The organism is Microbacterium sp. 1.5R (assembly GCF_007667425.1).
Lineage (GTDB): Bacteria > Actinomycetota > Actinomycetes > Actinomycetales > Microbacteriaceae > Microbacterium.
The window spans coordinates 1,777,511-1,804,444 of the sequence record NZ_VDRC01000001.1; the positions used below are offsets into that span (position 1 = coordinate 1,777,511).

General features: G+C 70.6%; 25 protein-coding genes. 13 read left to right on the plus strand and 12 right to left on the minus strand.

What is annotated here, in order from left to right:
• Positions 1-29: 29 nt before the first annotated feature.
• Genes FSY98_RS08555 through FSY98_RS08575 form a run of 5 tightly spaced genes read left to right on the plus strand, consistent with a single transcriptional unit; the run spans position 30 to position 4,462 of the window.
• Positions 30-926: an SIS domain-containing protein gene (locus tag FSY98_RS08555; RefSeq protein ID WP_144875744.1), complete on the plus strand. Its 897-nt coding sequence runs from the start codon at positions 30-32 to the stop codon at positions 924-926.
• Positions 923-1,912: an ROK family protein gene (locus FSY98_RS08560; RefSeq protein ID WP_260857330.1), complete on the plus strand. Its 990-nt coding sequence runs from the start codon at positions 923-925 to the stop codon at positions 1,910-1,912. The genes FSY98_RS08555 and FSY98_RS08560 overlap by 4 nt, the downstream gene beginning before the upstream one ends.
• Complete coding sequence (locus FSY98_RS08565; RefSeq protein ID WP_144875746.1) at positions 1,909-2,850, plus strand: 1-phosphofructokinase family hexose kinase; 942 nt, start codon at positions 1,909-1,911, stop codon at positions 2,848-2,850. Before FSY98_RS08560 ends, FSY98_RS08565 begins: the two co-directional genes overlap by 4 nt.
• Positions 2,847-3,686, plus strand: a complete 840-nt coding sequence (locus FSY98_RS08570; RefSeq protein ID WP_144875748.1) for a class II fructose-bisphosphate aldolase — start codon at positions 2,847-2,849, stop codon at positions 3,684-3,686. Before FSY98_RS08565 ends, FSY98_RS08570 begins: the two co-directional genes overlap by 4 nt.
• Positions 3,683-4,462 (plus strand): DeoR/GlpR family DNA-binding transcription regulator, encoded by a 780-nt coding sequence (locus FSY98_RS08575; protein ID WP_144875750.1) that lies wholly within the window; start codon positions 3,683-3,685, stop codon positions 4,460-4,462. The genes FSY98_RS08570 and FSY98_RS08575 overlap by 4 nt, the downstream gene beginning before the upstream one ends.
• A 217-nt stretch (positions 4,463-4,679) precedes the next feature.
• Here the strand turns inward: FSY98_RS08575 and FSY98_RS08580 are convergent, their stop codons facing one another.
• The 4 genes from FSY98_RS08580 to FSY98_RS08595 all read right to left on the minus strand — a co-directional run bounded on the left by FSY98_RS08580 (position 4,680) and on the right by FSY98_RS08595 (position 10,075).
• Complete coding sequence (locus tag FSY98_RS08580; RefSeq protein WP_144875752.1) at positions 4,680-7,235, minus strand: CHAT domain-containing protein; 2,556 nt, start codon at positions 7,233-7,235, stop codon at positions 4,680-4,682.
• A gap of 114 nt (positions 7,236-7,349) precedes the next feature.
• Entirely contained in the window at positions 7,350-8,912 is a 1,563-nt protein-coding gene (locus tag FSY98_RS08585; RefSeq protein ID WP_144875754.1) for a S8/S53 family peptidase, read from the minus strand.
• An 81-nt stretch (positions 8,913-8,993) separates the two neighbouring features.
• Positions 8,994-9,455 carry a hypothetical protein gene (locus FSY98_RS08590; RefSeq protein WP_260857331.1) on the minus strand — a complete coding sequence of 154 codons (462 nt, stop codon included), beginning with the start codon at positions 9,453-9,455 and terminating at the stop codon, positions 8,994-8,996.
• A complete protein-coding gene (locus FSY98_RS08595; RefSeq protein WP_260857332.1) occupies positions 9,452-10,075 on the minus strand; it encodes an RNA polymerase sigma factor in 624 nt (207 codons plus the stop codon). Before FSY98_RS08595 ends, FSY98_RS08590 begins: the two co-directional genes overlap by 4 nt.
• 121 nt (positions 10,076-10,196) lie before the next feature.
• Between FSY98_RS08595 and FSY98_RS08600 the strand changes: the two genes are divergently transcribed.
• Positions 10,197-10,415: an SCO4848 family membrane protein gene (locus FSY98_RS08600; RefSeq protein WP_144875758.1), complete on the plus strand. Its 219-nt coding sequence runs from the start codon at positions 10,197-10,199 to the stop codon at positions 10,413-10,415.
• Between the two features lie 265 nt (positions 10,416-10,680).
• Positions 10,681-11,598 carry a helix-turn-helix transcriptional regulator gene (locus FSY98_RS08605; RefSeq protein ID WP_144875760.1) on the plus strand — a complete coding sequence of 306 codons (918 nt, stop codon included), beginning with the start codon at positions 10,681-10,683 and terminating at the stop codon, positions 11,596-11,598.
• Between the two features lie 22 nt (positions 11,599-11,620).
• Here the strand turns inward: FSY98_RS08605 and FSY98_RS08610 are convergent, their stop codons facing one another.
• Positions 11,621-12,913: an MFS transporter gene (locus FSY98_RS08610; RefSeq protein ID WP_144875762.1), complete on the minus strand. Its 1,293-nt coding sequence runs from the start codon at positions 12,911-12,913 to the stop codon at positions 11,621-11,623.
• Between the two features lie 75 nt (positions 12,914-12,988).
• Here FSY98_RS08610 and FSY98_RS08615 point away from each other — a divergent pair, with 75 nt between their 5' ends.
• Positions 12,989-13,567, plus strand: coding sequence for a transcriptional regulator (locus FSY98_RS08615; RefSeq protein ID WP_144875764.1), 579 nt, complete (start codon positions 12,989-12,991; stop codon positions 13,565-13,567).
• Here FSY98_RS08615 and FSY98_RS08620 read toward each other — a convergent pair whose 3' ends face one another.
• The 7 genes from FSY98_RS08620 to FSY98_RS08650 all read right to left on the minus strand — a co-directional run bounded on the left by FSY98_RS08620 (position 13,568) and on the right by FSY98_RS08650 (position 20,176).
• Positions 13,568-14,701 carry an aromatic acid exporter family protein gene (locus FSY98_RS08620; RefSeq protein WP_144875766.1) on the minus strand — a complete coding sequence of 378 codons (1,134 nt, stop codon included), beginning with the start codon at positions 14,699-14,701 and terminating at the stop codon, positions 13,568-13,570.
• Positions 14,702-14,943: 242 nt separating this feature from the next.
• Complete coding sequence (locus FSY98_RS08625) at positions 14,944-15,630, minus strand: hypothetical protein (RefSeq protein ID WP_144875768.1); 687 nt, start codon at positions 15,628-15,630, stop codon at positions 14,944-14,946.
• Positions 15,630-16,541 carry an ABC transporter ATP-binding protein gene (locus FSY98_RS08630; RefSeq protein WP_144875770.1) on the minus strand — a complete coding sequence of 304 codons (912 nt, stop codon included), beginning with the start codon at positions 16,539-16,541 and terminating at the stop codon, positions 15,630-15,632. Before FSY98_RS08630 ends, FSY98_RS08625 begins: the two co-directional genes overlap by 1 nt.
• On the minus strand, positions 16,538-16,918 hold the full coding sequence (locus tag FSY98_RS08635; protein ID WP_144875772.1) for a GntR family transcriptional regulator: 381 nt from the start codon (positions 16,916-16,918) through the stop codon (positions 16,538-16,540). The genes FSY98_RS08630 and FSY98_RS08635 overlap by 4 nt, the downstream gene beginning before the upstream one ends.
• Before the next feature lie 197 nt (positions 16,919-17,115).
• On the minus strand, positions 17,116-17,832 hold the full coding sequence (locus tag FSY98_RS08640) for a FadR/GntR family transcriptional regulator (protein ID WP_222119129.1): 717 nt from the start codon (positions 17,830-17,832) through the stop codon (positions 17,116-17,118).
• Positions 17,833-17,878: 46 nt separating this feature from the next.
• On the minus strand, positions 17,879-19,348 hold the full coding sequence (locus FSY98_RS08645; protein WP_144875776.1) for an APC family permease: 1,470 nt from the start codon (positions 19,346-19,348) through the stop codon (positions 17,879-17,881).
• Between the two features lie 48 nt (positions 19,349-19,396).
• Positions 19,397-20,176, minus strand: coding sequence for a carbon-nitrogen hydrolase family protein (locus FSY98_RS08650; RefSeq protein WP_222119131.1), 780 nt, complete (start codon positions 20,174-20,176; stop codon positions 19,397-19,399).
• Positions 20,177-20,423: 247 nt separating this feature from the next.
• On the opposite strand from FSY98_RS08650, the gene FSY98_RS08655 reads away from it, so the two are divergent.
• The 5 genes from FSY98_RS08655 to FSY98_RS08675 all read left to right on the plus strand — a co-directional run bounded on the left by FSY98_RS08655 (position 20,424) and on the right by FSY98_RS08675 (position 26,929).
• On the plus strand, positions 20,424-21,605 hold the full coding sequence (locus FSY98_RS08655; RefSeq protein WP_144875778.1) for a class I SAM-dependent methyltransferase: 1,182 nt from the start codon (positions 20,424-20,426) through the stop codon (positions 21,603-21,605).
• A 443-nt stretch (positions 21,606-22,048) separates the two neighbouring features.
• Positions 22,049-23,347 carry a glycine betaine/L-proline ABC transporter ATP-binding protein gene (locus FSY98_RS08660; RefSeq protein WP_144875779.1) on the plus strand — a complete coding sequence of 433 codons (1,299 nt, stop codon included), beginning with the start codon at positions 22,049-22,051 and terminating at the stop codon, positions 23,345-23,347.
• Positions 23,347-24,348 carry a proline/glycine betaine ABC transporter permease gene (locus tag FSY98_RS08665; RefSeq protein WP_144875781.1) on the plus strand — a complete coding sequence of 334 codons (1,002 nt, stop codon included), beginning with the start codon at positions 23,347-23,349 and terminating at the stop codon, positions 24,346-24,348. Before FSY98_RS08660 ends, FSY98_RS08665 begins: the two co-directional genes overlap by 1 nt.
• A gap of 60 nt (positions 24,349-24,408) precedes the next feature.
• Entirely contained in the window at positions 24,409-25,326 is a 918-nt protein-coding gene (locus FSY98_RS08670) for a glycine betaine ABC transporter substrate-binding protein (protein WP_144875783.1), read from the plus strand.
• 136 nt (positions 25,327-25,462) lie between these two features.
• The gene (locus FSY98_RS08675) at positions 25,463-26,929 is read left to right on the plus strand and encodes a lipase maturation factor family protein (protein WP_144875785.1); all 1,467 of its coding nucleotides are present in this window, start codon (positions 25,463-25,465) and stop codon (positions 26,927-26,929) included.
• The last annotated feature ends 5 nt before the right edge of the window (positions 26,930-26,934 follow it).

A 26,934-nucleotide genomic window follows, 5' to 3' on the forward strand; every position in this document is an offset into this window, starting at 1 on the left:
ATCGTGCATCAGAACCCCTCGGAGACGTCATGACCGACCATCTTCCCGGCGCGCACATGCGCGCGGAACTCACCTCTCAGCCCGAGACCTGGGCGCGCGCCGTGGCCCTGCGCGACGAGCAGAAGCGCCTCCCCGCCACCGGCGAGCGCATCGCCGTCGTCGGGTGCGGCACCTCCTGGTTCATGGCGCAGGCGTACGCCGCCCTGCGTGAGGGATCCGGTCAGGGTGAGACGGATGCCTTCGCGGCATCCGAGGCCTTCGTCGACCGCGGCTACGACGCCGTCGTCGCGCTGACGCGGTCGGGCACGACCACCGAGGTGCTCGAGCTCGTCGAGCGCGTGCGCGGCAGGGCTCGTGTCATCGGCGTCATCGGAGATGAGACCTCGCCCCTCGTCTCGCTCGTCGACGAGGCCGTGCTGCTGCCGTTCGCCGACGAGGAGTCGGTCGTGCAGACGCGCTTCGCGACGACGTCTCTCGCCCTGCTGCGCGCCTCGCTCGGCGAGGACCTCACGCCGGCGATCGAGGATGCCGCGGCGGTGCTCGCCGCAGACGACGACGCCGAGCTGGGTGCCGCCGAGCAGTACACCTTCCTCGGCCGCGGCTGGACCGTCGGCCTCGCTCACGAGGCGGCGCTGAAGATGCGCGAATCCTCGCAGTCGTGGACCGAGTCGTACGCGTCGATGGAGTATCGGCACGGCCCGATCGCCATCGCCGCGCCGGGTCGCGTGACCTGGCAGTTCGGCGAGGCGCCCGAAGGATTGGCGGCGCAGGTCGAGGCCACCGGCGCGCGGTTCGTGCAGCATCCGATCGACCCGCTGGCCGATCTCGTGCGCCTGCACCGCGTCGCCCTCGATCGCGCTGTCGCCCGCGGACTCGAGCCCGACCAGCCACGCAACCTCACGCGATCCGTCATCCTGGATGCATGACCTCAGCGACACCCGAGCATCCGATGACCACGCCTGAGGCCGGGGGCGCCGCGCGCCCCGGCACCGCGCGACCATTGGGTGCGGGCGCTCCGGTCCTCGCGTTCGACGTCGGCGGCACCGACATCAAGTCGGCGCTCTTCGACGAGACCGGCACGGCGCTCGACCTGCGGCGCACGCCCACTCCGATCGTGGCGGGCGACCGCACGGCCGCGGTGGTCGAGCGACTGGGAGTCCTCGCATCGGAGTACACCGCCGCGCATCCCGAGGTGGCACCGCGCGCGGTCGGACTCGTCGTCCCGGGCATCGTCGACCCGGATGCCGGGATCGGCGTGTTCGCGAGCAACCTCGGCTGGCGGAACAGCCCCCTCCGCGATCTCGCCTCGGCGCGGCTGAAGCTGCCGGTCGCGTTCGACCACGACGTGCGGGCGGCGAGCTGGGCCGAGAACGTGCTGGGTGGAGCCAGGGCGTACGACGACTCCGTCGTTCTCGTGATCGGCACCGGCATCGCCGGCGCGCTGATCATCGGCGGCGCCCCGTACACGGCGGGCGGCTATGCCGGGGAGATCGGCCACTCGCCGATCGCCGACGGCCCACTCTGCCCGTGCGGAGCCCGGGGCTGCCTGGAGGCCGTCGCCTCGGCCGGGGCGATCACCCGCCGCTACACCGAGGCGACGGGCATCACGCCCGACGGGGCCGAGGATGTCATCGCTCGTGCCGCCGCCGGAGATCCGGTCGCCGCCGAGATCTGGGACTCCGCCCTCGACGCCCTCGCCCTCTCGCTCGCCCAGCTCACCGCGGTGATCGCCCCGCAGGCCATCGTGATCGGCGGCGGACTCTCCCGCGCAGGCGGAGCGCTGTTCGACGAGCTGCGCCGCCGCCTCGCCGCCCGCCTCAGCTTCCACCGCCTTCCCGACCTCGTCCCCGCCGAGCTCTCCGGCAACGCGGGCATCCTCGGCGCGGCCCTGCGCGCACGGGAGCTCGCATGATCGTCACGGTCACCCCGAACCCCGCGCTCGACCTCACCTGGCGGGTCGAGCGCCTGACGGTCGGCGCGACGCACAGAGCGGATGCCGGGGCCGCCCGCGCGGGCGGCAAAGGACTCAACGTCGCGCGGGTCGCCCACGCACAGGGCGCCGCGACTCTCGCCCTCACCACGGCAGGTGGACGCAGCGGCATCGCCTTCTCGGCCGAGCTCGCGGCCAGCGGAGTGCCGCACCGCGTGGTGCCCGTGACCGCGCCCACACGGCAGAGCATCGCGATCGACGACGAACAGCTCGGCGACACCACCATCATCAACGAACGCGGCGTGAACCCCGCCGACACCGAATGGGCCGCGCTGTTCGGCGAGGTGGTCGACGCCCTGCCGGGCGCGCGGGTGCTGGTCGTCTCCGGCAGCCTTCCCCCCGGCGCCCCCGCATCCTTCATCCCGCTGCTGATCGGCACCGCCCGTGACGCGGGGATCCCCACCATCGTCGACACCTCGGGCCCGGCGCTGCTCCTCGCGGCGGATGCCGGAGCATCCGTGCTCAAACCCAACGCCGCCGAACTCGCCGAGGCCACCGGCATCAGCGATCCCGTCGACGGCGCACGGTCGCTCGTCGCGCGCGGCGTCGAGCTGGTGCTGCTCTCGCTGGGCGCCGAGGGCATGCTCGCCGTCACGGCATCCGCTGTGCTGCACGCGCGCCTGGACGCCCCGCTCGCCGGCAACCCCACCGGCGCGGGCGATGCCGGCGTCGCCGCGTGCGCGGTGCTCTACGCCGACGGCGTGCGCGACCCCGAGAGCGTGCTGCGTCGGGCCACGGCCTGGTCGGCCGCCGCAGTGCTGATGCCGCTCGCCGGCGACATCTCCGACGAGTGGCGAGCTCTCGAAGACCGTCTCGTCGTCGTCCCCCGCACATCCACCGACCGTGAGGACTCACCGTGACGCTCGTCTCCGCCCGCGAACTCGTGACGGATGCCGCGACGCGCGGCACCGGCATCGGCGCCTTCAACGTCATCCACCTGGAGACCGGCGAGGGACTCGTGCGTGCCGCCGAGGTCGCCCAGCTGCCGGTGATCCTGCAGATCTCGCAGAATTGCGCCGACTATCACGGCGGACTCGAGCCGATCGCGCTGGCGACTCTCGCCCACGCGCGTCGTGCCGCGGTGCCGGTGGCGGTGCACCTCGACCACGCGGAGCGCCCCGAGCTCGTCGACGAGGCCATCGAGCTCGGGTTCGGGTCCGTCATGTTCGACGGGGGCGCGCTGCCCTACGACGAGAACGTCGCACTCACCGCCGCGGTCGTCGAGCGCGCGCACCGGGTCGGCGTCTACGTCGAGGGGGAGCTCGGAGAAGTGGGCGGCAAAGACGGGGCGCACGCCCCCGGTGTCCGCACCGATCCGGAGGAGGCTCGCGCCTTCGTCGCGGCGACGGGTGTCGACGCGCTCGCCGTGGCCGTGGGGTCGTCGCACGCGATGACCGATCGCACGGCATCCCTCGATCTCGACCTCATCGCCCGGTTGAAGGGTGCCCTCGACGTGCCGCTCGTGCTGCACGGCTCGTCCGGCGTGGCCGACGACGTGATCGCAGACGCCGTGCGGGCCGGCATGACGAAGATCAACGTCTCCACCCATCTGAACGCGTTCTTCACCCGCGCCGTCCGCGAGCGACTCGCGGCCGACGAGCGCCTCGTCGACTCGCGCAGGTACCTCGCGCCCGCGCGTGATGCCCTCGCCGCCGAGGCTGCGCGGATGCTGCGGCTCTTCGCGAGCACCGCATGAAGCGCGCCGCACGGCTCAACGCGATCCTCGACCTGCTCGCGAGCGACGGCGAGGTGACGGTCGACGACCTCGTCGACCGGTTCGGCGCCTCAGCCGCGACCACCCGACGCGATCTCGACTCGCTCGCGGAGCAGCGTCTGCTCACGCGCACGCACGGCGGGGCCGTCGCGCACTCCGTGGCGTACGAGCTCCCGGTCCGCTACAAGAGCCACCTGCGCACTCAGCAGAAGCAGAGCATCGCGCGCGCGGCGGCGGCGCTGGTGTCGCCGGGCATGGTCGTGGGGCTCTCGGGCGGCACCACCACCACCGCGATCGCTGCCGCGCTCGCCGCCCGCGACGACCTGGAGTCGGGCGGCGGGATCACGATCGTCACGAATGCCGTGAACATCGCCGCTCAGCTCGCCACGCGACCCGAGATCAAGGTCGTCGTCACGGGTGGTGTGATCCACGCGCGCAGCTACGAGCTGGTCGGACCGTTCGTCGAGCAGCTGCTTCGCGGCGTGCGACTCGACATGGCCTTCATCGGCGTGAACGGTGTGGATGCCGAGGCCGGAGCGACCACGCAGGACGAGCGCGAGGCGGCGGTGAACCGCATGATGGCCGAGCGGTCTCGTCGAGCCGTGATCGTGACCGACAGCAGCAAGCTCGGACGGGTCGCGTTCGCGGCCGTCGGCGGTGCGGAGCTGTTCCCCGAACTCCTCACCGACGACGGCGCGGACGCCGCGATCATCGCCGACCTGCGCGCGGCCGGCTTCGAGGTCGTCACCACGGACTGATCGCCGACGTCGTCGTGCTGGTGGGGATGCCGCGACCCCTCACGCGGCATCCCCGAGGTAGACGGTGTCCGTGTCGTTCTCGCACTCCCCAGTGTGCGAGGTTCCCCAATCCCGACTGCGCCTCCCTCGCGCTCCACACCGGAGCCCTTCGCCTGGCACCCTCTGCAGATCAGGAGCGAGGCCGGGGCCGTCTGATACATCGAGTGGAGAAAATCCGTCAGAACCCGTTGCCGTGGCTCTGGAATGGTGCGCGCAGACCCGTGGACTCCGATGCCGCGGCCAACGCCACGGCCGGGGGCACGCCCGCGGCGAGGCCGGAATGCACGGCTCCGAGCAGTTCGCAGGCCACGTCGTCGGCGACCACGACGGGGGCGGCGATCACGCACCGGGTACCCGCGTGCAGCCAGACGCGTGTCATCCCGACGGCCTCCTCACCCCACCGCACGGATGATCGGCCCAGCTCGCACGCCGAGAGGATCACCGTCTCGGGCGGGCGGGCGATGAGGTCGACGTCGTACCCGAACAGGGTGCCGTCGACGAGCTCGAAGCCCGAGAACAGCGGGTTGTCGACGGCGTGGCGGCCGTGCGCGGCGATGTGCAGCACGTCGGAGCGTCCGGCGAGCTCGGTGACTGCGCCGACCCGCGCCTCCGCGCCGGTGTACACCTCGGGCGCGCTCCATGCGCTCGCCGCCGTGCGGACCTCCTCGACACCGCGGGGCACGCGGGGCCCCGCGGCGAAGCCCGCCCGCCACGGGGCGCTCACCGCCGAGACCCCGACGTGGCGTCGAGACCCCGGCGTATCGACGTCAGCACGTCGGGGTCTCGACGACCCGGCGGGGTCTCGACGCGAGTCGGCGGGGTCTCGACGCGAGCCGGCCGGGCGAGCCTCGGGGAAGGGCTCGTCCAGCAGGTGCGACGCCGAGGTGGCGATCGTGAACGGGATGCCGGTGAGACCAGGCAGCATCGCCCAGGGGATGCCGCCGAGGACACCGGGAATCGTCAGCGCCAGCCTCGACGACTGTGGCGCGGCGACGCGGGCGGGGCCGAAGAGCACGTCGTCGAGTGTCCGCAGGCGGGCGTCGAGCGACCTCTCCACGACCGCGGACATGGGGCCGCCGTGCGTGAGGGCGGCGACGTCGAGGTCGGCGCGCAGCCCGTCGAGCGCCGCGCGGATGCGGGGCCACGACAGGTCGACGATCGTCGCTCCGGCCGCCGTGACGACCGTGCACAGCAGGTCGGTGCCCGTGTACACGTAGGCGAGCACGGCGGTCTCCTCATCGAGCCGCGCCCGGGTGGCCGTGAGGTCGAGGCGTCCACGCGGGGCCTCAACACCTGTCGACGACCACTGCCGGTCGCGTACCCGGTCGCGCAGCGACCTCACGCGGGCGTCGGCGGTCCAGTCCGACCCCGCGAGGTCGGCGCGCAGCATCCGCAGTTCCGCGAGGTCCGCAGCGAGGTCCTCGTCGTGCGGCGCACGGACAGGGGCGACCCGCTGACTCAGGTGTCTGGCGCGCTCGGACCATGCGAACAGCACAGCCGGATCCCTGCTGCGCGCCGCCGCCGCCAGCCCGGCGAACATCAGCTCGGTGCCGTGCATCGCCACCGACGCCTGCAGGTCGAGCGCGCCGAACGACTGCTGCCAGGCGGTGAGCAGGTCGATGCCGTCGGCGGCAGCGCGCAGGGCCGCGGCATCCCTTCCCGCGTTCGCCGCCCGGATCGCCCGCACCTCGTGCGCACGCAGTCGCAGCGGTGTGGGGGCGTCGGCGGCGATGCGCGGCATCCGTCCGTCGCCGACGAGTCGGGACGTGAGGGTCAGAGCGGTGGCTTCGGTGCGGAATCCGCGGGCGCGGAGCGCGGTCGCCGCGCGCGCGAACGCTCCGGGGTCGACCGCGCGTCCCGGGTGGGCGCGCACGGCGGCCTCGAGGCGCACCGCCTCTGCGCGCGCCGCCCAGCCGTCGCTGCCGAGCGCGGCGAACCGGCGGGCGGCCCTCGTCGCGGTGCGTGCCGCCCTCGCGGGGTCATGACGAAGCAGCGAGCGGGCGAGATGGAACTCGGCCTCGCCGCGTGCCTGGCGCATGCGCTGTGCGCCGAAGCGCGCGGCGACCTCGTCGAGGAGGGCTTCGGCCTCGGTCGTGAGGCCGGCATCGCGGAGCACCTCGGCCCGGTCGAGGTCGCTGATCGCCGCAGCCAGGTCGCTCACGGCAGCGAGCGTCGGGCGCGAGGCGGTCATGAGGCTCAGCGCGGTGACGAGATCGCCGCTGAGCAGCGCCGCGTATCCGAGATTGTGGCGAGCCTCGGCCAGGGGTTCGAGCTCGCCGAGCGCCTCGTACACCGCGATCGCGCTCTGCAGATCGGCGGTGCAGTCCTCGAGCCGGTGCCGCTGCATCTCGACGATCGACCGGCTCATCAGCAGGTTCGCGCGCTCGATCGACTCCTCGTCGAGACCGTCGATCGCCCTGGTCAGCGACCGGGTCGCCTCGTCGAGGCGGCCGCCGTGCATGAGCAGGGTGCCGAGCTGGCCGTCGAGCACGGCGACGGTCTCGGTGCGGAGGCCCTGGCGCGCCAGAGCCTCGCGCGACAGGCGCTCGGCCGCGGCCGGCTCGCCTGTCTGGGCGAGGACGTAGGCCATCGTGCCGTCGATGCGCGCCCGGAGATCGGCGTCGTCAGCGGCTCGAGCGGATGCCGTCGTCAGCGCACGCCGCGCCTGACCGAACCGCCGGGCATTGGCCGCGTCGACGCCACGCTGATGCAGATTGCGCGCAGACAGGGGCATCGTCCCAGGATGCCGGTCGCAGACGCGAGGCGGAAGGGTCGTCGCGGCATCCGCTCTCGGCGTCTCTGCGGAACGCAGGTGTGCACTGCGCCACAGGATCCGCGCCGCTGCGCCTCACTCCCGCGGCGTCGGCAACGTCTTCAGAACAGCCGCCACGGCCTGGGCTGCCGCCGCGCTGGTCACGCCCTGCAGCGGGACGGTGCCGAGCTGCGCCGCGATGCGGCCCGCGACGTACGGCGCCGCGAACGACGTGCCGCTCCAGATCGCGAACCCGCCGCGGTAGTCGTCCGGATCGATCGTCTCGCGCCGGAGTCCGTCGACGTCGGCGCGGCACGAGGCCTGCTCGCCGCCGACGAACGCCGGTGACGTGCTCACGACCGCGGCGCCCGGAGCGTACACCTGCACCCACGGCCCGACGTTCGAGAACAGCGCGACCGAGCGCGCCGACGGGTTCATCGCGCCGACCGACACGAGCGGCGCGTCGTCGTCGCGCGGGATGCCGTTGTCGGATCCGGGCCACGGCCACAGCGACGCGGGGAAGGACGGCCGGTCGATCGCGTCGTTGCCGGCCGAGCAGACCACGACGCACCCGAGCTCCCTGGCCTTCGTCAGCAGGGCGGCGAGCGTGGTGCTGAACAGGCCGTCCTCCGGGGTCTCGTGGTAATACCCCAGCGACAGGTTGAGCACGTCGATCGGATGCCCGGTCGACGGGTCCTCCCGGTGCCGCCGCAGCAGTTCGACGATCTGCGCGACCGTGGTGAGGAACGTGCTCTCGTCGATCACCCCGAGTGCCCCGGCCATGCGCACCGACAGGATGTCGGCATCAGGCGCGGTCTGACGGATGATGCCCGCGATGAACGTGCCGTGCCCGGCGACGGGGTCGATCTCGCCGTCGAGCTGGCCGTAGAGGTCGGGGTACCGCTCGGGATCGGCGTCGTCGGTGAGCCCTACCGGAACGCCGTCGAGGTCGACGTGCCGGGTCACGATGTCGTCGGGGAGCCAGTCGTGCACGCCGCAGCCGGTGTCGACCACCGCCACCACCGGCCGGCGACCGCGCTTCGGCGACGGCCCTCGCCGGGGAGCCGGGCCGAGCCAGCTCACCGGCTGCCTGGCACCGCGCCCCGGTTCGAGGTAGTCGTCGCTGCCGCCCGCTCCGCCGCCGCGAACCGGGTTGGTGCGGCTGAACGGGTTCGTGCGGCTGAAGGGGTTCGTGCGGCTGAACGGGTTGAGTCCGACCGGGTCGATCGACAACACGTGCTCGAGGCTCGTGCGGGGCAGAGGCGAACGGGTGCTCCTCCTGGCGCGCTGCAGCACCCGCCAGGCGTCCGGCGGCACGGGTGACTCCCCGCGCGCGGGTTCGTCGGGCGTCGTGAGGTGCGCGCGCAGGAAGCCGGGCACCCCGGGGAGCAGATCGTCGGCGTACAGGCGGGACGCCGGTGATTCGACGTCGAGCTGCCAGCCGAAGGATGCCGCGGCCTCCCGCAGCGCCTTCACCTCGCCGTCGTACGCCTCATGGTGGTTGTCGCGGTCGAATGTGATGAGCAGCCGCTCGGGCAGATACGCGGTGGGGAAGGCACGCACGCCTTCGACCGGTTCGACGTTCGGATCGAGGGCGGTCCCCCGTCGGATCGATCCCTCCGCTCTGTCCTGCCAGCTCCAACCCCTCGGCTGCTCCATGGTCGGCCGTCCCCTCCTCGCGGGCGCGCCCGCATCCTGTGCGGGCGGACCCGCGGTGTGTGCGGGCGGACCCGCGGTGGATCACAACTCGAACTGCGGTGTCGACAGCGTGCGTTCCTCGTCGCCGACCGTGGTGGTGAGCGCTACGCGCGTGAACCCGTCCGGCACCTCGTCGAATGCGAAACGTCCGGTCTCGGTCGGGGTCGCGCTGCGGATGCGGTCGCCCTGCGCGAGTTCGATCACCGCGGCCGCGGCGTCCACCCAGCCGTCGACCCGATGCCGCCCGCTGGCCGTGCGCGTCACATGCAGCAGGATGCTGGTGGTGCCGTCGCTGAACTGCAGGGTCAGGGCGTCGGCGTCGCCGCGCACGGCGCCGAGCGGCTGGTCGACCAGGGTCAGCAGCGCGTACTCCTCACTGAGACCGTCGGCGGCGACCGCGGCGATCATCCGGTCGATCAGGGTCGCGGGCATCGGATCCACGTCGCGCCAGAGTGCGCGCAGCTGGGCGAACAGCTCGGCATCCTGCCGTTCGATCTCGCTCACGGTGCGCCCTCCGCCCGCGTCGTCGGGGTGTCGAGAAGGGCGCGCAGCTTGGCGAGGCAACGCTGGCGGGTGGGCCCGATGCTGCCGACGGGCATCGCGAGGTCGGCGGCGAGCCGGGCATAGTCGGGGCGGTCGTCGAAGGCGATCACGCGCAGCAGCCGTTGGCATCGATCGGTGAGGCGCCGCACGGCCCCCCAGAGCCGGCGGCTCTCGTCGCCCGTCGCGGCGCGCTCCTCAGCCGACACCTGCTCCGGCAGCAGGGTGTCGAGAGCATCCGTCTCGGTCGTGTCCACGCGCGCATGCGCCTTGCCGGCCCGCCAGGCCTCGCGTCGCGCGGTGGTGGTGAGCCAGGCGGCCACGGCGCGTGATTCCGTGATCGAATGCGCGCCGCGCACCAGCCTCATCCACGTCGTCTGCACGACGTCCTCGGCGAGGGTGCGCTCGAGCCCGTAGGCCCGCACGACGTGCCAGAGCACAGGGGTCATCAGCCGCACGAGGTCGTCCATCGCGCGGCTGTCGCCGTCCCGCCATGCGTCGAAGTACCCGGCGGCGAGTTTCCAGCGTGCCCCGCCGTCGTCCGGTGCAGGATCGAGGCCGGCTCCGGGTGGGCCGTCGATCATGGGACTCATTGTGATCACACCTATCAGGAGCGAGGCAAGAGGCTGCTGATACATGGACTCGGTCGATCTCGGGCCTCGACGCGGCGTCGAGCGCGCGTCTGCGAGCGATTAGCGTGGAGGGGTGACCTCGCTCGCCGTGCTCCTGTTCGTCAACGCCGCCTTCAACGCCCTCGTCTGGCCGCGGTTCTACCCCCGCATCGCGAAGGATCCCCGGGCGCGGGATGCCGCGGGCAAGCCCACCCGGTTCCTCACGGTGCACGTGGTGCTGATCTCGATCGCGCTCGTCCTGGCCGTGGCATCGGCGCTCGCCGGCATCGCGGCGCTGACCGGGTCGCTCTAGCGCCCGCCGCGGTATCGCGGCGCTGGACCGGGTCGCTCTCGCTCCCGCCCGGTCGCAAGGCTCGACCGTGCGTGCGCGGGCCCCTCGGCGCCCGTGCCCGGCCCGGTGACCGGCTCATCGCAACACTGCATGAACGTTCAATCCAATTTGCGTTCGGCGACGAACAAGACGTGCGCACCGCGGGAACAGTGTGCGCCAGTGAGTCATCACGTCGTACCCCAGCTCGTCCGAGCTCCACCCCGGGGGTGTGCCTGTGCTTCGAAGGATGCGTTTCGAGACCACGAACCGAGACGAGGCGGTCGCCGCTGCCGCACGGCTCGCGCGCAGCCGACCACGCCTCGAGGGGCGGGGCGATCTCGACATGAGACTCGTCGTCACCGAGACCGACAGCGTCGTGGACGCTGCGGTCTACTTCGGTGTCGAAGTGAGGTCCCACAACGAGCCGGCCGACACGTTCCGCGTCTTCTCCGGCGGTGCGCGATACGTCATCGACGTGGACGGGGCCGAATACACGTCGTCGCACGGTCACACGGTGCGGCCGCCCAGCCACCGGCCCTATAGAGTCACCGTTCCCCCGGGAGCATTCACCACCACCGTCTTCCCGGGGGTGCTGGTGCGCGACGTCGCTCGACGAGCGTTCGTCGACGAGCCGGTGCGGCTCGACCTCGATGCGATGTACCCGGTGTCGCCCGAACTCGAGAGGCTGTGGCTGGAGCAGATGGGGAACTACCGTCGCCACGTCCTGCAGCCCGAGGTGCACGACCACCGGCTCATCTCCGAGACGGCTACCCGGGCGCTGGTGACCACAGCGATCGTCACCTTCGGATTGCACCGTCCGGTGGACGTCCGGGCGCAGCCCTCGCTCGCCGCGCGGCGCGCGCGGACCTTCATCGACGCGAACCTGCAGCGAGCGATCACCATTCACGACATAGCGACCGCTTCTCGGCTCAGCGTCCGCGGCCTGCAGTACACGTTCGGCCACGCCTACGGCCAGTCGCCCACGACCTACTTGCGAACGGCGCGGCTGTCTGCAGCGCACGACGACCTCGTGGTGTCGGACCCCTCCACCGGCGCTTCCGTGGCCGACATCGCCCGCCGCTGGGGTTTCATGCATCTCGGGCGCTTCGCTTCCGCCTACAGGAGCGTGTACGGGGTGACGCCGCGGGAGACCCTCTTCCGATGATCGTCGCTTCCTGCACGCACGGTCATGTCGATTCGTAGCGCTTCGCGTGCTCCGCCCACTTCGACTCGACGGGAAGCGCGCGGAGCGCGCGGTTGGCGACCGCGAGCGACACGGACGCCAGGCACAGTCCGGCGCACACGAGCAGCGTGCCCTCTCGTCCGAGCCAGGCGAGACCGAACCCGGCGACGAGCGGCGCGAGAGGCAGTGCGCCCATCGCGAGTACCCCGGCGGCGCTGTTCGCCCGACCGAGCAGGCGGCTCGGGGTCGCGACCATGAAGTAGCCCATCATCCCCGCGTTGAGTGCGGGGAGCAGCAGCACGGCCGCGCCGAGCACGGCGACGATGCCCCACGGCTGATCGACCGCGCAGAGCACCACCGTGCCGACCGTCGCCGTCGACAGCCCCGCGATGGCGATGGCACCGGCACCGAACCGCGGCACGAGAAGCGGCGCGATGAGGGCTCCGCCGAGCATGATCGCGCCCACGGCCGCACCGAGAGTGCCGATCAGCAACTCCGAGTGGCCGTCTTGTTGCAGCGCATAGATGACGGTGGTGATCGCGGCGTTGAACCCCAGATTGATCACGGTGACGGTGAGCAGCACGCCGCCGAGGTCCGGCCTCGACAAGAGCCACGCGAATCCCTCGCGCAGCTCGCCCCACGCGTTCGCTGCGTCGGCGGGCTCCGTGTCCTCATCGTCGTCGCAGGCAGGCGGAGCGGATGCCGCGGGCTCGCCGCGCCGCAGCATCCATGCCGTCGCCCCCGCCACGAGCTGGCAGAGCGTCATCACGGCGCCGACCGCCCACCCGCCGACGCTGAGGAGCAACCCGCCGAGCGGCCCTCCGGCGAGCTGCAGGGCGGCGTCGCGACCCTGGTTCGCGGCCTGCGCCCGCCCCATCGCGTCATCGGGGACGATCTGTTTGATCGCACTCTCGCCGGCGACATCGAAGATGCCGCTGCGCGCGGCGAGCAGCACGTTGGCGACGAGCAGGCTCAGGAACGTCAGCGCATCGGCCAGCGCGAGCACCGTGAACGCGCCGGCGAGCAGCACACCGAGCAGCGAGCCGATGATCATCAGGTCGGTGCGGGCATGTCGATCCGCGAGCACCCCGCCGGCGAGCGTGAAGACGACCTTGGCCACCATGCCGGCGCCGCCGATGATGCCCGCCTGGGCGGGATCGTCGGTGACGATGAGTGCCAGCAGCGGCACTGCGAATCCGAACAGCGCGGCGGCAAGACCCTTGCTCGTATCGCTGGCGAGCCAGATCAGGTAGCGCGGACTGCGCCAGAGGCTCGTCGGGGTCGTCGTCGCGGTCATGAGGGACAGCGTAGAAGCGCCACGAATATTGCGCAACAGTTCTTGCGCAATATTCGGCGCGCGTAGGATCGGACCATGACCGGAGCACAGGGCGATGACCCCGTCTGGATGACCTCCGCCATGCTGAAGGCGTACTCGCATCCTCTCCGCCGCAGGATCCTCAAAGTCCTCGCCCGCCACGACCACATGCGCGCCGCCGACATCGCCGCCGAGCTCGATGTGCCGGCGAACAGCGTCAGCTTCCACCTGCGCACTCTCGCGGACGCGGATCTCATCAAAGAGGCGCCCGAGCACGCCCGCGACCGCCGCGATCGGGTGTGGACCCCGGTGCGCGGCGCCATGAGCGTCGGGGACCCTGAACACCCCGTCGCCGACGAGGAGCTCGGTGGCGCCGTCGTGCAGGCCATCGCCGCCGAGCATCAGGACCTGCTCCAGCGCGTCGTCGCGTGGGCGCCCGAATACTACGGCGGCCGGTCGCCCGGCATCCGCGCCGTCTTCCAGCAGCGCACCACACGACTCACCGAGGCCGAGTTCGAGGCGCTTCTGAACGAGTTCGAGGCGGCGTTCGAGCGCGCTGAAGCTGCGCACGTCGACGGCGACCCGGACGCGCGTTTCTGGCAGGTCGACATCGTCGCGGCGGACGACACGATCTGATCAGTCGTCGGACTCGGAGTCGTCGGACTCGTCGGGTTCGTCGTCGGCGCCGGTGAGGATGAGGATGCGGCGCAGATGCATCGCCGAGAGCACGCCGGTGCCCATCGTGCGGCCGACGTCGATCGTACGCGTGTCGACCGTCTGGAGCAGCAACCTGATGGCCCGGGCGGCCTCGGCGCGCGTGCGATGCGCATCGGCGGTCGTGGAGTCGTCGAGAGCGATGGCGTCGGCGACCGCGTGGCAGGCGGCCGAGAGAGGCTCGGGCAGCTGCGGATCGAGCGGCAGGGCCCCTGGACGGTCCCAGATCGTGTCGGCCGTGGCGTCGGCGATGTCGCGGATCAGATGCGCGATGCGGTCGAGCCGGGCGAGCTCGTCGTGGATGTGCTGCGTGTCGGCACGTCGGCCCCACGCGCGGGGGTTCGCACGTCTGCTGTCATCGGCCTCCGCGAGCGCCGCCCGCAGCGACGTGGTCGTGTCGGCGAGCGACGCGGCATCCTCCACCCACTGCTCGTTCTCGGGCGGCCACGATTCCGTCACCGCGTAGCCGATGTCGTGCAGGTGGTCGCTGAGCTGTTGGCGGAAGGACTCGACTCTGGCCGCCGCGACGAGGGTCGTCGGCGCGGGGGCGATCACGATGTTCACGAGCAGGCCGACGATCACTCCGACCGCCATCTGGGTGAGGTACCCGAGCGAGTAGTCGTCGGCATCCTGCCCCCCGACGATCAGCACGAAGAGGGCGGCGATCGGCACATACTCCTTGCCGCTGCCGAACCAGCCGGTGCCAGAGAGCAGCACGCCGACGCCGACGACGATCGGGATCGTCCACCAGGTCGGTCCGACCGTGAGCACGACGACGGTGGCGAGGCCGATGCCTGCCGCGAGACCGAGCAGCGTCTGCAGCCCCGAGCGTACCGACCCCATCAGCGTCGGATACATGCTCACGAGCGCGCCGAGCGGCGCGTAGTACGGATACTCCTGGGTGACGCCCGGCATGTGCGGGGCGATCCACCACGCGAGCCCCACGGCGAGCGCGGTCTTCGCCACGAGCAGCAGGCGCGCCGGCTGCACAGCCTCTCGCAGCGACTCCACGATGGCCGGTCGGCGTTCGCGGAGTCGCGAGCGGATCTTCGTCACGGCATCCTCTCGGTCGTCCTCCCCGCCCGCTGACGTTATCCGCTCCGCGCGCGCAGCCGAACGGGGTTGCTCCCGCGGTGCGTGGCGGGTAGGGGGCGCCGGGGCTGCTGACGCCTGCACAGTTCGGGGGCCGACACCCCAGATGTCGGACGGATGCCGCGAAACGGTCCGCCGAACTGTGATGACGACCCCGAAGTGTCGGCCCCCGAAGTGTCGGGTTCCCGAAGTGTCGGGTACCGAAGCTAAGGAGTGGCCTTGCGGAACGCGAGGAAGGAGATCACCGTGAGCACCGCCACGATCGCGAGTCCCCAGAGGGCGAGTCCGAGGGCGCCCAGGTCGCCGATCGCTCGACCGACCGTGAGCCACAGCTCCAGACGGGTCACGAGGAACACGAGCGCGAGGAGCACGAGGGCGAGGCCGACCCCCACGATCGTCAGCACGACGGGTCCCCCGCTCTTGTAGATCGTGGCACCGGTGAAGCCGAGCACGAACAGGAACAGCGAGAGCGAGAAGAAGACGACGAACGCGCCGAGGGGACCCGCCTCCCATAGCCACGGCAGGTGGAAGACGTAGCCGTTCACCCCGTAGCCGTTGGTCGCCAGCTCGATCGCGCCACCGAGCAGGAAGACCAGGCTCAGCAGGGCGCTGCCGAGCACCGCCGTGGCGAGCGTGCCGACGAAGAAGTCCCGTCGCGTGATGCTCATGGCCTGCGAGAACGGGAACGTGAGGGTCATCGCCGAGATCCCGATCGCGAAGAAGTACCAGAGCGGTGCTTGGCCGCCACCGCCGTACTTCGGGCCGTCGAGCGGGATCATCGCGTAGATCAGCACCGAGATCACGACGGCGGAGCCGAGCACGATCAGCGGGACCCAGATGAAGGTCTGGCGGTTGATCAGTTGCAGGCGGATGACGTTGAGGGTGCGTCGCATCAGCGGACTCCTTCCTTGACGGCAGTGTCTTTCGTCGCGGCGTCCGCCTTCTGGGTGAGCCGGACGACCAGCTGCTGCAGCGAGACGGGAGCCAGATCGAGACCGGATGCCGAGATCTCGGCCCGCTCGGCGGCCGACACGTGTCCGAGCACGGTGACCGATGCCACTCGGCCGAGCGCCTCGCGGTGCAGCACCTCGCGGCCGGTCGCCCAGGAGTCGACTTTCTGCGCATCGCCGACGACGGTCACGGCGCGGTCGCGCACGGCATCCGTGTCTTCGTTCAGGAGGATGCGACCGTTGTCGATGACGATGACCTTCTCGATGAGGTTCGAGACCTCGTCGATGAGGTGCGACGACAGGATGATGGTGCGCGGATGCTCGGCGTAGTCCTCGAGCAGGCGATCGTAGAAGATCTGCCGAGCCACCGCGTCGAGGCCGAGGTACGGCTCGTCGAAGAACGTCAGCTCGGCGCGGGAGGCGAGACCGATGATGACGCCGACCGCCGAGAGCTGTCCGCGCGACAGCTTCTTGATCGTCTGCTTCATCGGCAGCTGGAACTGCTCGATCAGCTCGTCGGCGAGCTGCTGATCCCAGTTGCGGAAGAACAGGCTCGCGGCCTTGAAGGCGTGCCGCGGGTGCGCGTCATCCGGGTATTTCTGGCTCTCCCGCACGAAGCAGATCCGGTCGAGGACGCGCGCGTTCTCGTAGGGGTGCTCGCCGAAGACCCTGACGTCGCCCGAGGTGGCGAAGTTCTGCGCGGTGAGGATCGACATGAGAGTCGTCTTGCCCGCGCCGTTGCGGCCGAGGAGTCCGTAGATCGAGCCCGCCTCGAGGGCGAGCGACACATCGTCGAGTGCTCGGGTGTCTTTGTAGCGCTTGGTGAGGTTCTGCACCTCGATGACGGCGGTCATGCGGGGTTCTTCCCTTCTGTGGAGGCCGCCCGCTCGGTCAGCAGGGCGGCGAGGTCGGTGGCGCTGAGGCCCAGGGTGCGGGCCTCGGCGAGAAGCGGGTCGAGGTAGCGGTCGGCGAACGCGGCACGGCGCTCGCCGAGCAAGATCTCCCGCGCGCCCTCAGCGACGAACATGCCGATGCCGCGGCGCTTGTACAGCACTCCCTTGTCGGTGAGCATGGCGACTCCCTTCGCTGCCGTGGCGGGGTTGATCCGGTAGAAGGCGGCGAGCTCGTTTGTCGAAGGCGCCTTGGTCTCCTCCGCGAGCGAGCCGTCGATGATCGAGTCCTCGATCTGCTCGGCGATCTGGAGGAAGAGCGGCTTGCCTTCTTCGATCACGAATCCTCCGCGGGTTTGTGGGTTAGTTACTTGAGTAGATAACCACTAAACACCGAGAGTGTCAACCGGGATGCGGTCCGCTGCCGATACCGCGTTTCGTCTCGTCGCTGCGCTCCTCGCTCAACGACCTGCGGGGTCGTCCGGGGTTGTCGAGCGAGCGGAGCGAGACGAAACGCGGTCTCGTCGGCAGGGCAGCCTCAGGCGCGCGGGCTCCCGACGTACATCGATCCGTGCAGCTCGGCGACGTGGTCGAAGGCGAGACGGCTCGCTGCCGCGGCATCCTTCGACCTCAACGCGTCTACGAGTCGGGCGTGCTCCTCATTCGACTCGCGCAGATAGTCGATGCGGTAGGGGATGAAGTAGGCGTAGAGCTCGTGAGAGATGCGGTGGTGCAGTTCGGCGGCGCCCGCCACCCCGGCCATGCCGACGAGCACCTCGTGGAACTCGGCGTCGGCGGTGCGGAACCCCGTCCAGTCGGGCACCGTCCGCATCTCGTCGACGAGAGTGTCGAGCCGGGCGAGCGCATCCTCGCCGGCGGATGCCGACGCGCCGGCGATCGCGGCGAGGCCTGCCTCGAGCGCGGCGCGCTGGTCGATCAGGGCGTGCACGTGCGCGGCATCCGCTCGGTACGCGTCGATCTCGCCGACCGTGCCCACCGCCGGTGCGTCGGCGATGAACGTGCCGCCCGCGTGGCCCTTGCGCCGCACGACGACGCCTTCGTCGCTCAGCGCCCGGTATGCGCGCCGCACCGTCATCTCGCTGACCTCGAACGCCCGAGCCGTGTCGTCGGTGCTCGGCAGACGCTGCCCCGGCGCGAGCATGCCGAGCTCGACGGCCAGCGAGATCCGCGCACGCACCGTGTCGACGGCCGTCGTGCGGCGGATCGCGCCGAGCGCCGGGGAGGCCAGGTCCATCGTCATCGTCTCTCGGTCGGCACCGGTCGGCCGGGACGCGCCCGGCTCAGCCTGCCGCGCGATCCTCCGCGCGGTCCGATGCGGCGGGTTCCTCGACGAGCTCGGCGTCGAGGCGGAACCGCCTGCCCCACACGATACCGACGACCATCGCGACGACGGGGATCAGCGCCAGCACGACGCTGACGGCGACACTGCCGCCGGTCACGAGCGTGAAGTTCGACAGCACGAGCCACAGGGCGAACGCGAGGCCGACGACCGAGAGGATCGGGAAGACGCGCGCCGTCACCGAGCGACCGGATGCCAGTTCGGGGCGTCGGGCGAAGAAGACGAGCACCGCGACCGAGGTCGTCAGCATGAGCAGCACCATGCCGACGGTCGCGACGCCGGCCATCGAGCCGAAGACGCCGACGAGCGGGTCGAGACCGAGCAGGGCGAGCGCGGCCAGCACGATAGCGGCGGTGATCGTCTGCACGACCGACGAGAACGCCGGGGAGTGGTGGGTGGCGTGGCGGCGCCCGAGGCGGGCGGGCAGCACCGCCTTGTGCGCGAGTGTGAACTGGTAACGGGCGATCACGTTGTGGAACGAGAGCACGCACGCGAACAGGCTCGTGATGAGCAGCACCTGGACGATGTCGCGCAGGATGGGGCCGAGGTACTGCGTCGTGGTGTCGAGCAGCAGGTTGCCTTCGCCGGCGAGCGTCTGCTGCGCGACTGCGACCGCGTTGCTCGCGCCGACACCTGTCACGAGAGCCCAGCACGAGATGGCGTAGAAGACGCCGATGATGATGACCGCGAGATACGTCGCGCGGGGAATGGTGCGCTCGGGCGACCGGGCCTCGTCGCGGAACACGGCGGTGGCCTCGAACCCGATGAACCCGGTGAGCGCGAACAGCACGGCCACGCCGATGCCGCCGGTGAAGACGTTCGTGGGGTCGAAGGTCTCGAGCGCGATGCCCTCGGCGCCTCCGGTCGCGAAGATGACGACGTCGAGCACCACGACGACGAGGATCTCGAGGGCGAGCGCGATGCCGAGCACCTTGGCGCTCAGTTCGATGTGCCGGTATCCGAGCACGGCCACGATCGCCATGGTCGCGAACGAGTACAGCCACCAGGGCAGGCTCGGGCCGCCGAAGAAGGTGACGAGGTCGTCGACCGCCCAGCCCATGTAGCCGTACACGCCGACCTGGATCGCGGTGTACGCCACGAGAGCGGTGAATGCCGAGCCGAGTCCGAACCGCGATCCGAGCCCGGCTGTGACGTACGAGAAGAACGCGCCGGCCTCCTTCACGAACGGAGTCATCGTGACGAATCCGACGGAGAACACGAGCAGGATGACGGCCGCGAGCGCGAAGCCGATCGGGGCGCCGGCACCGTTGCCGGAGCCGATCGCGATCGGCACGTTGCCGCCGATCACGGTGAGCGGTGCGGCGGCGGCGATCACCATGAAGACGATCGCGCCGGTGCCGAGCTGTCCGTCGAGGCGCTGGCGCGGCTCGGCGAGAGGGGAGACGGTCATGTGGTCTCTTTCGACGTGCATCCGAGGGGGATGCGGGAGAGGAGGGGGTCAGTACAGATCGGTGCGGCGGTCGGCGAGGTACGGGTTCTCCCGTCGCGCGCGTCGCGTGGCCTCGGGATCGATCGTGGCGATCAGGAGGCCGGTGTCGGTGGCGCCGAGGGAGTCGAGGACGACGCCCTCGGGGGAGACGATGCTGCTGCGGCCGACGTAGGTCAGGTCGCCTTCGGTGCCCGTGCGGTTGACGTAGACCACGTGCACCTGGTTCTCCCAGGCGCGCACGGGGATGAGTCGTTCGGCGATGTGCGCGAACGGCTCCATCTGCGCGGTCGGCACGATGACGGCATCCGCTCCGCTGAGGGCCGCGGCGCGCACGGTCTCGGGGAACTCGACGTCGTAGCAGATGAGCACCGAGAGCCTCACGCCGTCGATGTCGATCGCGGGCGGAAGGGTATCGCCCGGCACGAAGAGGCTGCGATCGAGGTCGCCGAAGAGGTGGGTCTTGCGGTAGCGGAGGAGCTCGGCGCCGCTGCGGTCGATCGCCACGAGGGAGTTCGTGATCCCGCCGTCGGGCAATGTCTCGGGCAGGCCCGCGATGATCGCGATGCCGTGCTCGTGGGCGATGGCGGCGACCCGGTCGACGAGCTCAGGGGCGGCGAGCGGAGCCAGCGCGTCGCCGATGTTGTACCCGGTGACGAACATCTCGGGGGTGACGAGCATGCCCGCTCCGCGCGCCGCGGCTTCGCGTGCGGCATCGGCGATGACCGCGAGGTTCGCGTCGACATCGCCGGCGATGCCGTCGTGCTGCAGTCCGGCGATGGTCAGGGTCATGCGGAGGCTCCTCGGTACGTCGTCGTGATCCATTTAATAGATCAATGTGATCCATTAGATGACCATTGTGTGACGATCGTGTTTCCCTCGCAAGAGGTGCGGGGCGGCGTTCTGCAGCGGAGGCCGCGTTTCGTCTCGTCGCTGCGCTCCTCGCTCAACGACCTGCGGGGTTGCCTCGGGTCGTTGAGCGAGCGAAGCGAGACGAAACGCGGTGCCCTCCGCTGAACCTCCCTCTTAGGCTGGGGAGGTGGAGTTCCCCTACAGCCGCCTGCGTCGACGGCCCGACGTCGAGGCCGAGAACCTGCAGCCGTACGACGCGACCGACCTGCTGCTCGTCGAGCGGGCGCTCGCCGCCGGGGTGCCGGGTGGCGAGATCGCGGTGATCGGCGACGAGTACGGCGCGATCACCCTGGCGCTCACGGCCGCCGGACTCGCCGGGATCCGCGTGCACCAGGACCTCGCGACCGGCCGACGTGCACTCGACCTCAACGCCGCCGAGCTCGGGCTCACCGGCTACGAACCGCGCGAACTCGACGCCTCGCTCCTCTCCGGCGCGCGACTCGTGCTGCTGCAGCTGCCGAAGTCGCTCGCCGAACTCGAGGAGACCGCCGACGCGGTGGCGCGGTGGGCGGCACCCGACGTGGTGCTCGTCGCGGGCGGTCGCGTCAAACACATGACCCTCGCGCAGAACGACGCGCTCGCCCGCAGCTTCGCGGTCGTGCAGGCACAGCGAGCCGCGCGGAAGTCCCGGCTGATCGTCGCCTCGGAACCGCGGGATGCCGCGGACCCGCCGCCGTTCCCCGTTGCGCAGCAGCACGACGGCCTCACGCTGGTCGCGCATGGCGGCGCCTTCGCGGGCGCGAAGCTCGACATCGGGACGCGGGTGCTGCTCGAGGTGCTCGGCGTCCGCCGTTCCCAACTCCTCTCGGATCGGAGCGCGCCGGCGTCCGACGCGCAGACTTCGGCCGCGACATCTGCCCCCGGCGGAGCTGTGAACCATGTCGTCGTCGACCTCGGCTGCGGCACCGGCGCGCTCGCAGTCTCCTACGCCATCGCGCACCCCGAGGCCCGCGTCATCGCGACGGATCGCTCCGCGGCGGCGGTCGCCTCAGCGCGAGCCACCGCCGCTGCGAACGGGGTGGCCGACCGGGTCGAGGTCATGCATGACGACGCGGCATCCGCGCTCCCCGCCGGGATCGCCGACGTCGTGCTCCTGAATCCGCCGTTCCACCTCGGCACGAGCGTCCACACGGGCGCGGCGACGCGGCTGTTCGAGGCCGCCGCGCGCATCCTCCGGCCCGAGGGGGCGCTCCTCACGGTGTTCAACTCCTCCCTGGCGTACCGCGCCGAACTGACCCGACTGGTCGGGCCGACGGAGCAGCTGCACCGCACTTCGAAGTTCACGGTGACGCGCAGCATCCGTCGCTGACAGCCCCCGTCGCGACCCGGTGCATTCGCGTCCGAACGCCCGGATGCCGCCGCCGCGAGCACGCAGGATGGGCGGTGTCGTACAGGGTCGACCGGGAGAGGAAACGCCCGAGACGGCGCTCGCGCGCCCGTGTCCGAAAGCCGCGCAATCCCCCGGTCAGGCCGCGAAAGTCAGACCGGCTAGCGAATGTGGATTTGGCGCTGACCGGCCATTTCGTTACGTTGGTCTGTGGGCCTGACGGCCCGAAGACCAGTCCGCGACCACGTCCTTCTTTCGAATGTGCTGTGCTGCGAAGAGGCGTGGGCGTACGGTCGATGCTCTATCGCGGGGGATCCGAAATCCTCCGTCCGCGCCGCCACAGCACCATGTCGAAACGGCCGGGAGTGTCACCCGGGCGTAACCGAAGCAGGCTTTGCCACCCGAAGGCGAGCCGCGGGGGAAACGTGTCCGAAATCGCTCTTGAAGCGCGCAATCTCTACAAGGTGTTCGGGAAGAATCCGAACCAGGCGGTGCGACGCCTGAAAGCCGGTGAAAGCCGCACCGACATCGCCGACAACGGGACAGCCGCCGTCATCGACGCCAGCTTCACCGTGAACCGTGGCGAGATCTTCGTCATCATGGGGCTCTCGGGCTCCGGCAAGTCCACCATCATCCGCATGCTGAACGGCCTCCACGAGGCGAGCGACGGATCCGTCCTCATCGGCGGGGATCCGATCACCGGCATCCCCGGATCGAACCTGCGCGAGATCCGTCGCGACCGCGTCTCGATGGTGTTCCAGCACTTCGCCCTGCTGCCGCACCGCACGGTGGCTGCGAACGTCGCCTACCCGCTCGAGCTGAAGGGCGTCGGCAAGGCCGAGCGCCGCGCGAAGGCCGAGGAGATCCTCGGTCTCGTCGGCCTCGAAGGTCAGGCCGACAAGCTCCCCTCCGAGCTCTCCGGTGGCATGCAGCAGCGTGTCGGCATCGCCCGAGCGCTCGCCGCCGACTCCGACATCCTGCTCATGGACGAGGCGTTCAGCGCGCTGGATCCCCTGATCCGCCGCGAGATGCAGGAACAGCTGCTCGAACTGCAGGAGAAGCTGCAGAAGACCATCGTGTTCATCACCCACGACCTCAATGAGGCCATGTTCCTCGGCGACCGCATCGCGGTGATGCGCGACGGTCGCATCGTGCAGATCGGCACGCCCGAAGACATCCTCACCGACCCCGCCAACGACTACGTCGAGCAGTTCGTGCAGGACGTCGATCGTGCCCGCGTGCTCACCGCCGGAAACGTCATGGAGCGCCCGCGTCCCGTGGTCGCCGAGACGGCCGGCCCCCGCACCGCCCTCCGCCAGATGCGCGACGCGTTCATGTCGGCGACCTACGTCACCGGCCGCGACCGCAAGCTGCTGGGCATCGTCACCGATCGGGATGCCGTGAAGCTGGTGCGCCGCGGCGTCACGACCCTCGAATCGATCATCAAACCAGTGCCGCAGAGCGTCAGCGCGGACGAGGTGCTCATGAACCTTTTCATCCCCTCGGTCGAGTCGCCGCTGCCGCTCGCCGTCGTCGACGCGCAGACCCGTCTGGTCGGGGTCATCCCCCGCATCACGCTGCTCGCCGCGCTCGGCCCGGGGCCCGGTGCGACCGGTGAGCTGACGCTGCCACTCACGCCCATGCCCCAGGCCGAGATCGACGCCGTGCTCGACGACGGCTGGACCGCCGACCCGGCGGTCGCCACCGCAGAGGAGGTGCGCTGATGGACGGCTTCCGCATTCCCCTCGGGACCTGGGTCGCATCCGGCGTCGACTGGATCAAGACCAACCTCGACGGCCTGCTCGACGTGATCTCGTTCGTGGTGAGCTTCCTCGTGGACGGCCTCACCCGAGCGCTGCTCAGCCCGCACTTCGCCGTGATCATCGTGATCGCGGCCCTGCTGGCCTGGCTGGTGCGCTCCTGGCAGCTCGCGATCGGCACCGTCGTGTCGTTCCTCCTGATCGTGGCCATGAACCTGTGGGTCCCCGCGATGCAGACGCTCGCACTCGTGCTCGTCGCCGCCGTGATCGCGGTGCTGATCGCCGTGCCGCTCGGCATCTGGTCGGCCCGCAATGCCACCGTGCGCGCCGTGCTCAAGCCGGTGCTCGACTTCATGCAGACGATGCCGGCGTTCGTGTACCTGATCCCGGCGATCGTGTTCTTCAGCATCGGCGTCGTCCCCGGACTCGTCGCGACCGTGATCTTCGCTCTGCCCCCCGGGGTCCGGCTCACCGAGCTCGGCATCCGCGGCGTCGACTCCGAGACGGTCGAGGCCGGACAGGCCTTCGGCGCGAAGCCGGGGCAGATCCTGCGCGGCATCCAGCTCCCGCTCGCGATGCCGACCATCCTCGCCGGCGTGAACCAGGTCATCATGCTTGCGCTGTCGATGGCCGTCATCGCCGGCATGGCGGGCGCCGACGGGCTGGGCAAGATCGTCGTCGAGGCGATCTCGACCATCAACATCGCCAAGGGCGTCGAGGCAGGTCTCGGAGTCGTGCTCATCGCCGTCTTCCTCGACCGCGTGACGGCCGCCCTGGGCGCGCCGGCCGAGAACCGCGGCTCGCTGCTCGGCATCCTGTCGCGCCGGCGTGACCGTCGCCGTCTCGACGAGACGGCCGCGTCGATGGCCCGAGAGACCGCGGCATCCGACTCGAAGGATGCATCGAGCGAGGCGGAGCGCATGAAGGCTTCGCCGCGCCGCGCCCCGACCGGCGGCATCGGCTGACCCGAGCTTTCCTTCCCGCAACACAGCACAGCACCCATACGTAACGAGAGTGAGTCACACATGAAGAAGAAGTTCCTGACCATCACCGCCCTCGGCGCCGCCGCCACCCTGGCCCTCGCGGGCTGCAGCGGCGACGGCATGGGCGGCACCGGCGGCGGTTCCGGCAGCGGCGACGCGGGCTCGGGCGACAAGGGCACCATCACCCTCGGATTCCTGCCGTCTTGGACCGACGGGCTCAGCACGGCCTACCTGCTGCAGGACCAGCTCGAGAAGATCGGCTACACCGTCGAGATGAAGACGCTGACCGAGGCGGGCCCGCTGTACACCGGTCTCGCCCAGGGCGACGTCGACATCTACCCGTCGGCCTGGCCCGAGCTCACCCACGCCGAGTACATGAAGACGTACGGCGACGACATCGAAGACCTCGGCGCGTACTACGACAACGCCAAGCTCACGATCGCCGTGCCCGAGTACTCCGAGCTGAACTCGATCGAAGACCTCGCCGGCAAGGGCGCGGATCTCGACGGCAAGATCTACGGCATCGAGCCGGGCGCCGGCCTGACGGCGCAGACGCAGAAGATGATGCCCGACTACGGCCTCGACGGCGAGTACGAGCTCGTCACCTCGTCGACCGCGGCGATGCTCACCGAGCTGAAGTCGGCGACCGACGCGCAGAAGGACATCGTCGTGACGCTGTGGCGTCCGTTCTGGGCCAACGACGCCTTCCCCATCAAGGACCTCGAAGACCCCAAGGGCGCCATGGGAGAGGCCGAGGCGCTGCACTTCCTCGGCACGAAGGGCTTCGCGGAGGAGTTCCCCGAGGCCGCAGAGCTGATCGAGAAGATCAAGCTCGACGACGAGCAGTACGGCTCGCTCGAGGACCTCGTCGTGAACGAGTACGGCGAGGGCAACGAGGCGGATGCCGTCGACGCATGGCTCGAGGAGCACGGCTCGGAGTTCGACTGGGTGGTCAGCTGATCTGACCTGTCTCGCCTGAAGCGTCGGGCGGAATTCTCGCCGATGGGCGGAGGAACCCGTGTGGATCCTCCGCCCATCGGTGTGTTCGCCGCCGGTCGCCGCGCGAGCTCCGGTCCCTGAGACGTAGCCTGACCCCATGGACGGGTTCGCGGCGGTCGACTTCGGGTTCGCGCGCGAGGTGCTGCAGCGCGGCATCGCGGCGCTCTACCTCGTGGCGTTCGTCTCGACGCTGAACCAATTCCGGCCGCTGCTCGGCGAGAACGGCCTGCTGCCCGCCCCCGTGCTGCTCGACTGGGTCGGCGACAAGCCGTCACGGCGGCGGATGCTGCATCCCACCCTCTTCCTGCGCATGCGGTACACCGATCGACGCCTCGCAGCGCTGTGCTGGTGTGGCATCATCGTGGCGGCGGTGCTGGTGCTCGGCATCCCGCAGCTCGCGCCGCCATGGGTACCGATGATCGCGTTCCTCGCCCTGTGGCTGGGCTACATGTCGGTCGTGAGCATCGGGCAGACGTTCTACTCGTTCGGGTGGGAGATGCTGCTGCTCGAGGCCGGGTTCCTCGCGGCGTTCCTCGGTTCGAACGAGCAGCCGCCGTCGACGGTCGTGATCGTGCTGTTCTGGTGGCTGCTGTTCCGGGTCGAGTTCGGTGCGGGCATGATCAAGATCCGCGGTGGTCGCGAATGGCGTGACCTCACCGCGCTCATGTACCACCACGAGACGCAGCCGATGCCGGGACCCCTCAGCCGTCAGGCGCATCTGCTGCCGCGGTGGTTCCACCGGGCGGAGGTCGTCGGAAACCACATCGCCCAGCTCGTCGTGCCGTTCTTCGTGTTCGCGCCGCTGCTGTCGATCTGGGTGCCGGGGCCCGTGCCGCAGATCATCGGGACGATCGGCGCGCTGATCATGATCGCGACGCAGCTGTGGCTCGTCGCGACCGGCAACTTCGCGTGGCTGAACTGGGTGACGATCGTGGTCGCGTTCTCGGCGGTCGGGCTGCCGGGTGTCGGATCGCCCTCGGAGCGGACGGATGCCGGGGCGCCGTGGCCCGGCATCCCGCTGTACTGGTTCGTGCTCACGTCGGCCGTCGGTCTGCTGGTGATCGCGCTGAGCTGGCCTGCGTTGCGCAACCTCTTCGCGCGGCGACAGCTGATGAACGCGGGCTTCAACCGCTGGCAGATCGCCAACGCGTACGGCGCGTTCGGCACGGTGACGAAGGAGCGCGTCGAGCTGGTCGTCGAGGGGGCGGCAGATGACGCGCTGCTGTGGCGCGAGTACGAGTTCAAGGGCAAGCCCGGCGACGTGCGGCGCGTGCCGGGTCAGTTCGCGCCCTACCACCTGCGGCTGGACTGGCTGATGTGGTTCCTGCCGCTCGGGCGCTCGCTCGACGACTGGTTCACGGTGTTCCTGCGGCGGCTCCTGGACGCGGACGCGCCGACGCTCGCGCTGCTGCGCTCCGACCCGTTCGACGGCGAGCGCCCGCGGTGGGTCCGAGCGGTGTCGTACCGGTACCGCTTCGCGACCCGCTCGGAGCGGCGGGCGCTCGGGGTGCGGTGGGTGCGCACGCGTCAGCGCGTGGTGCTCGGCCCGCTCGGACTGCGGTGAGGCCG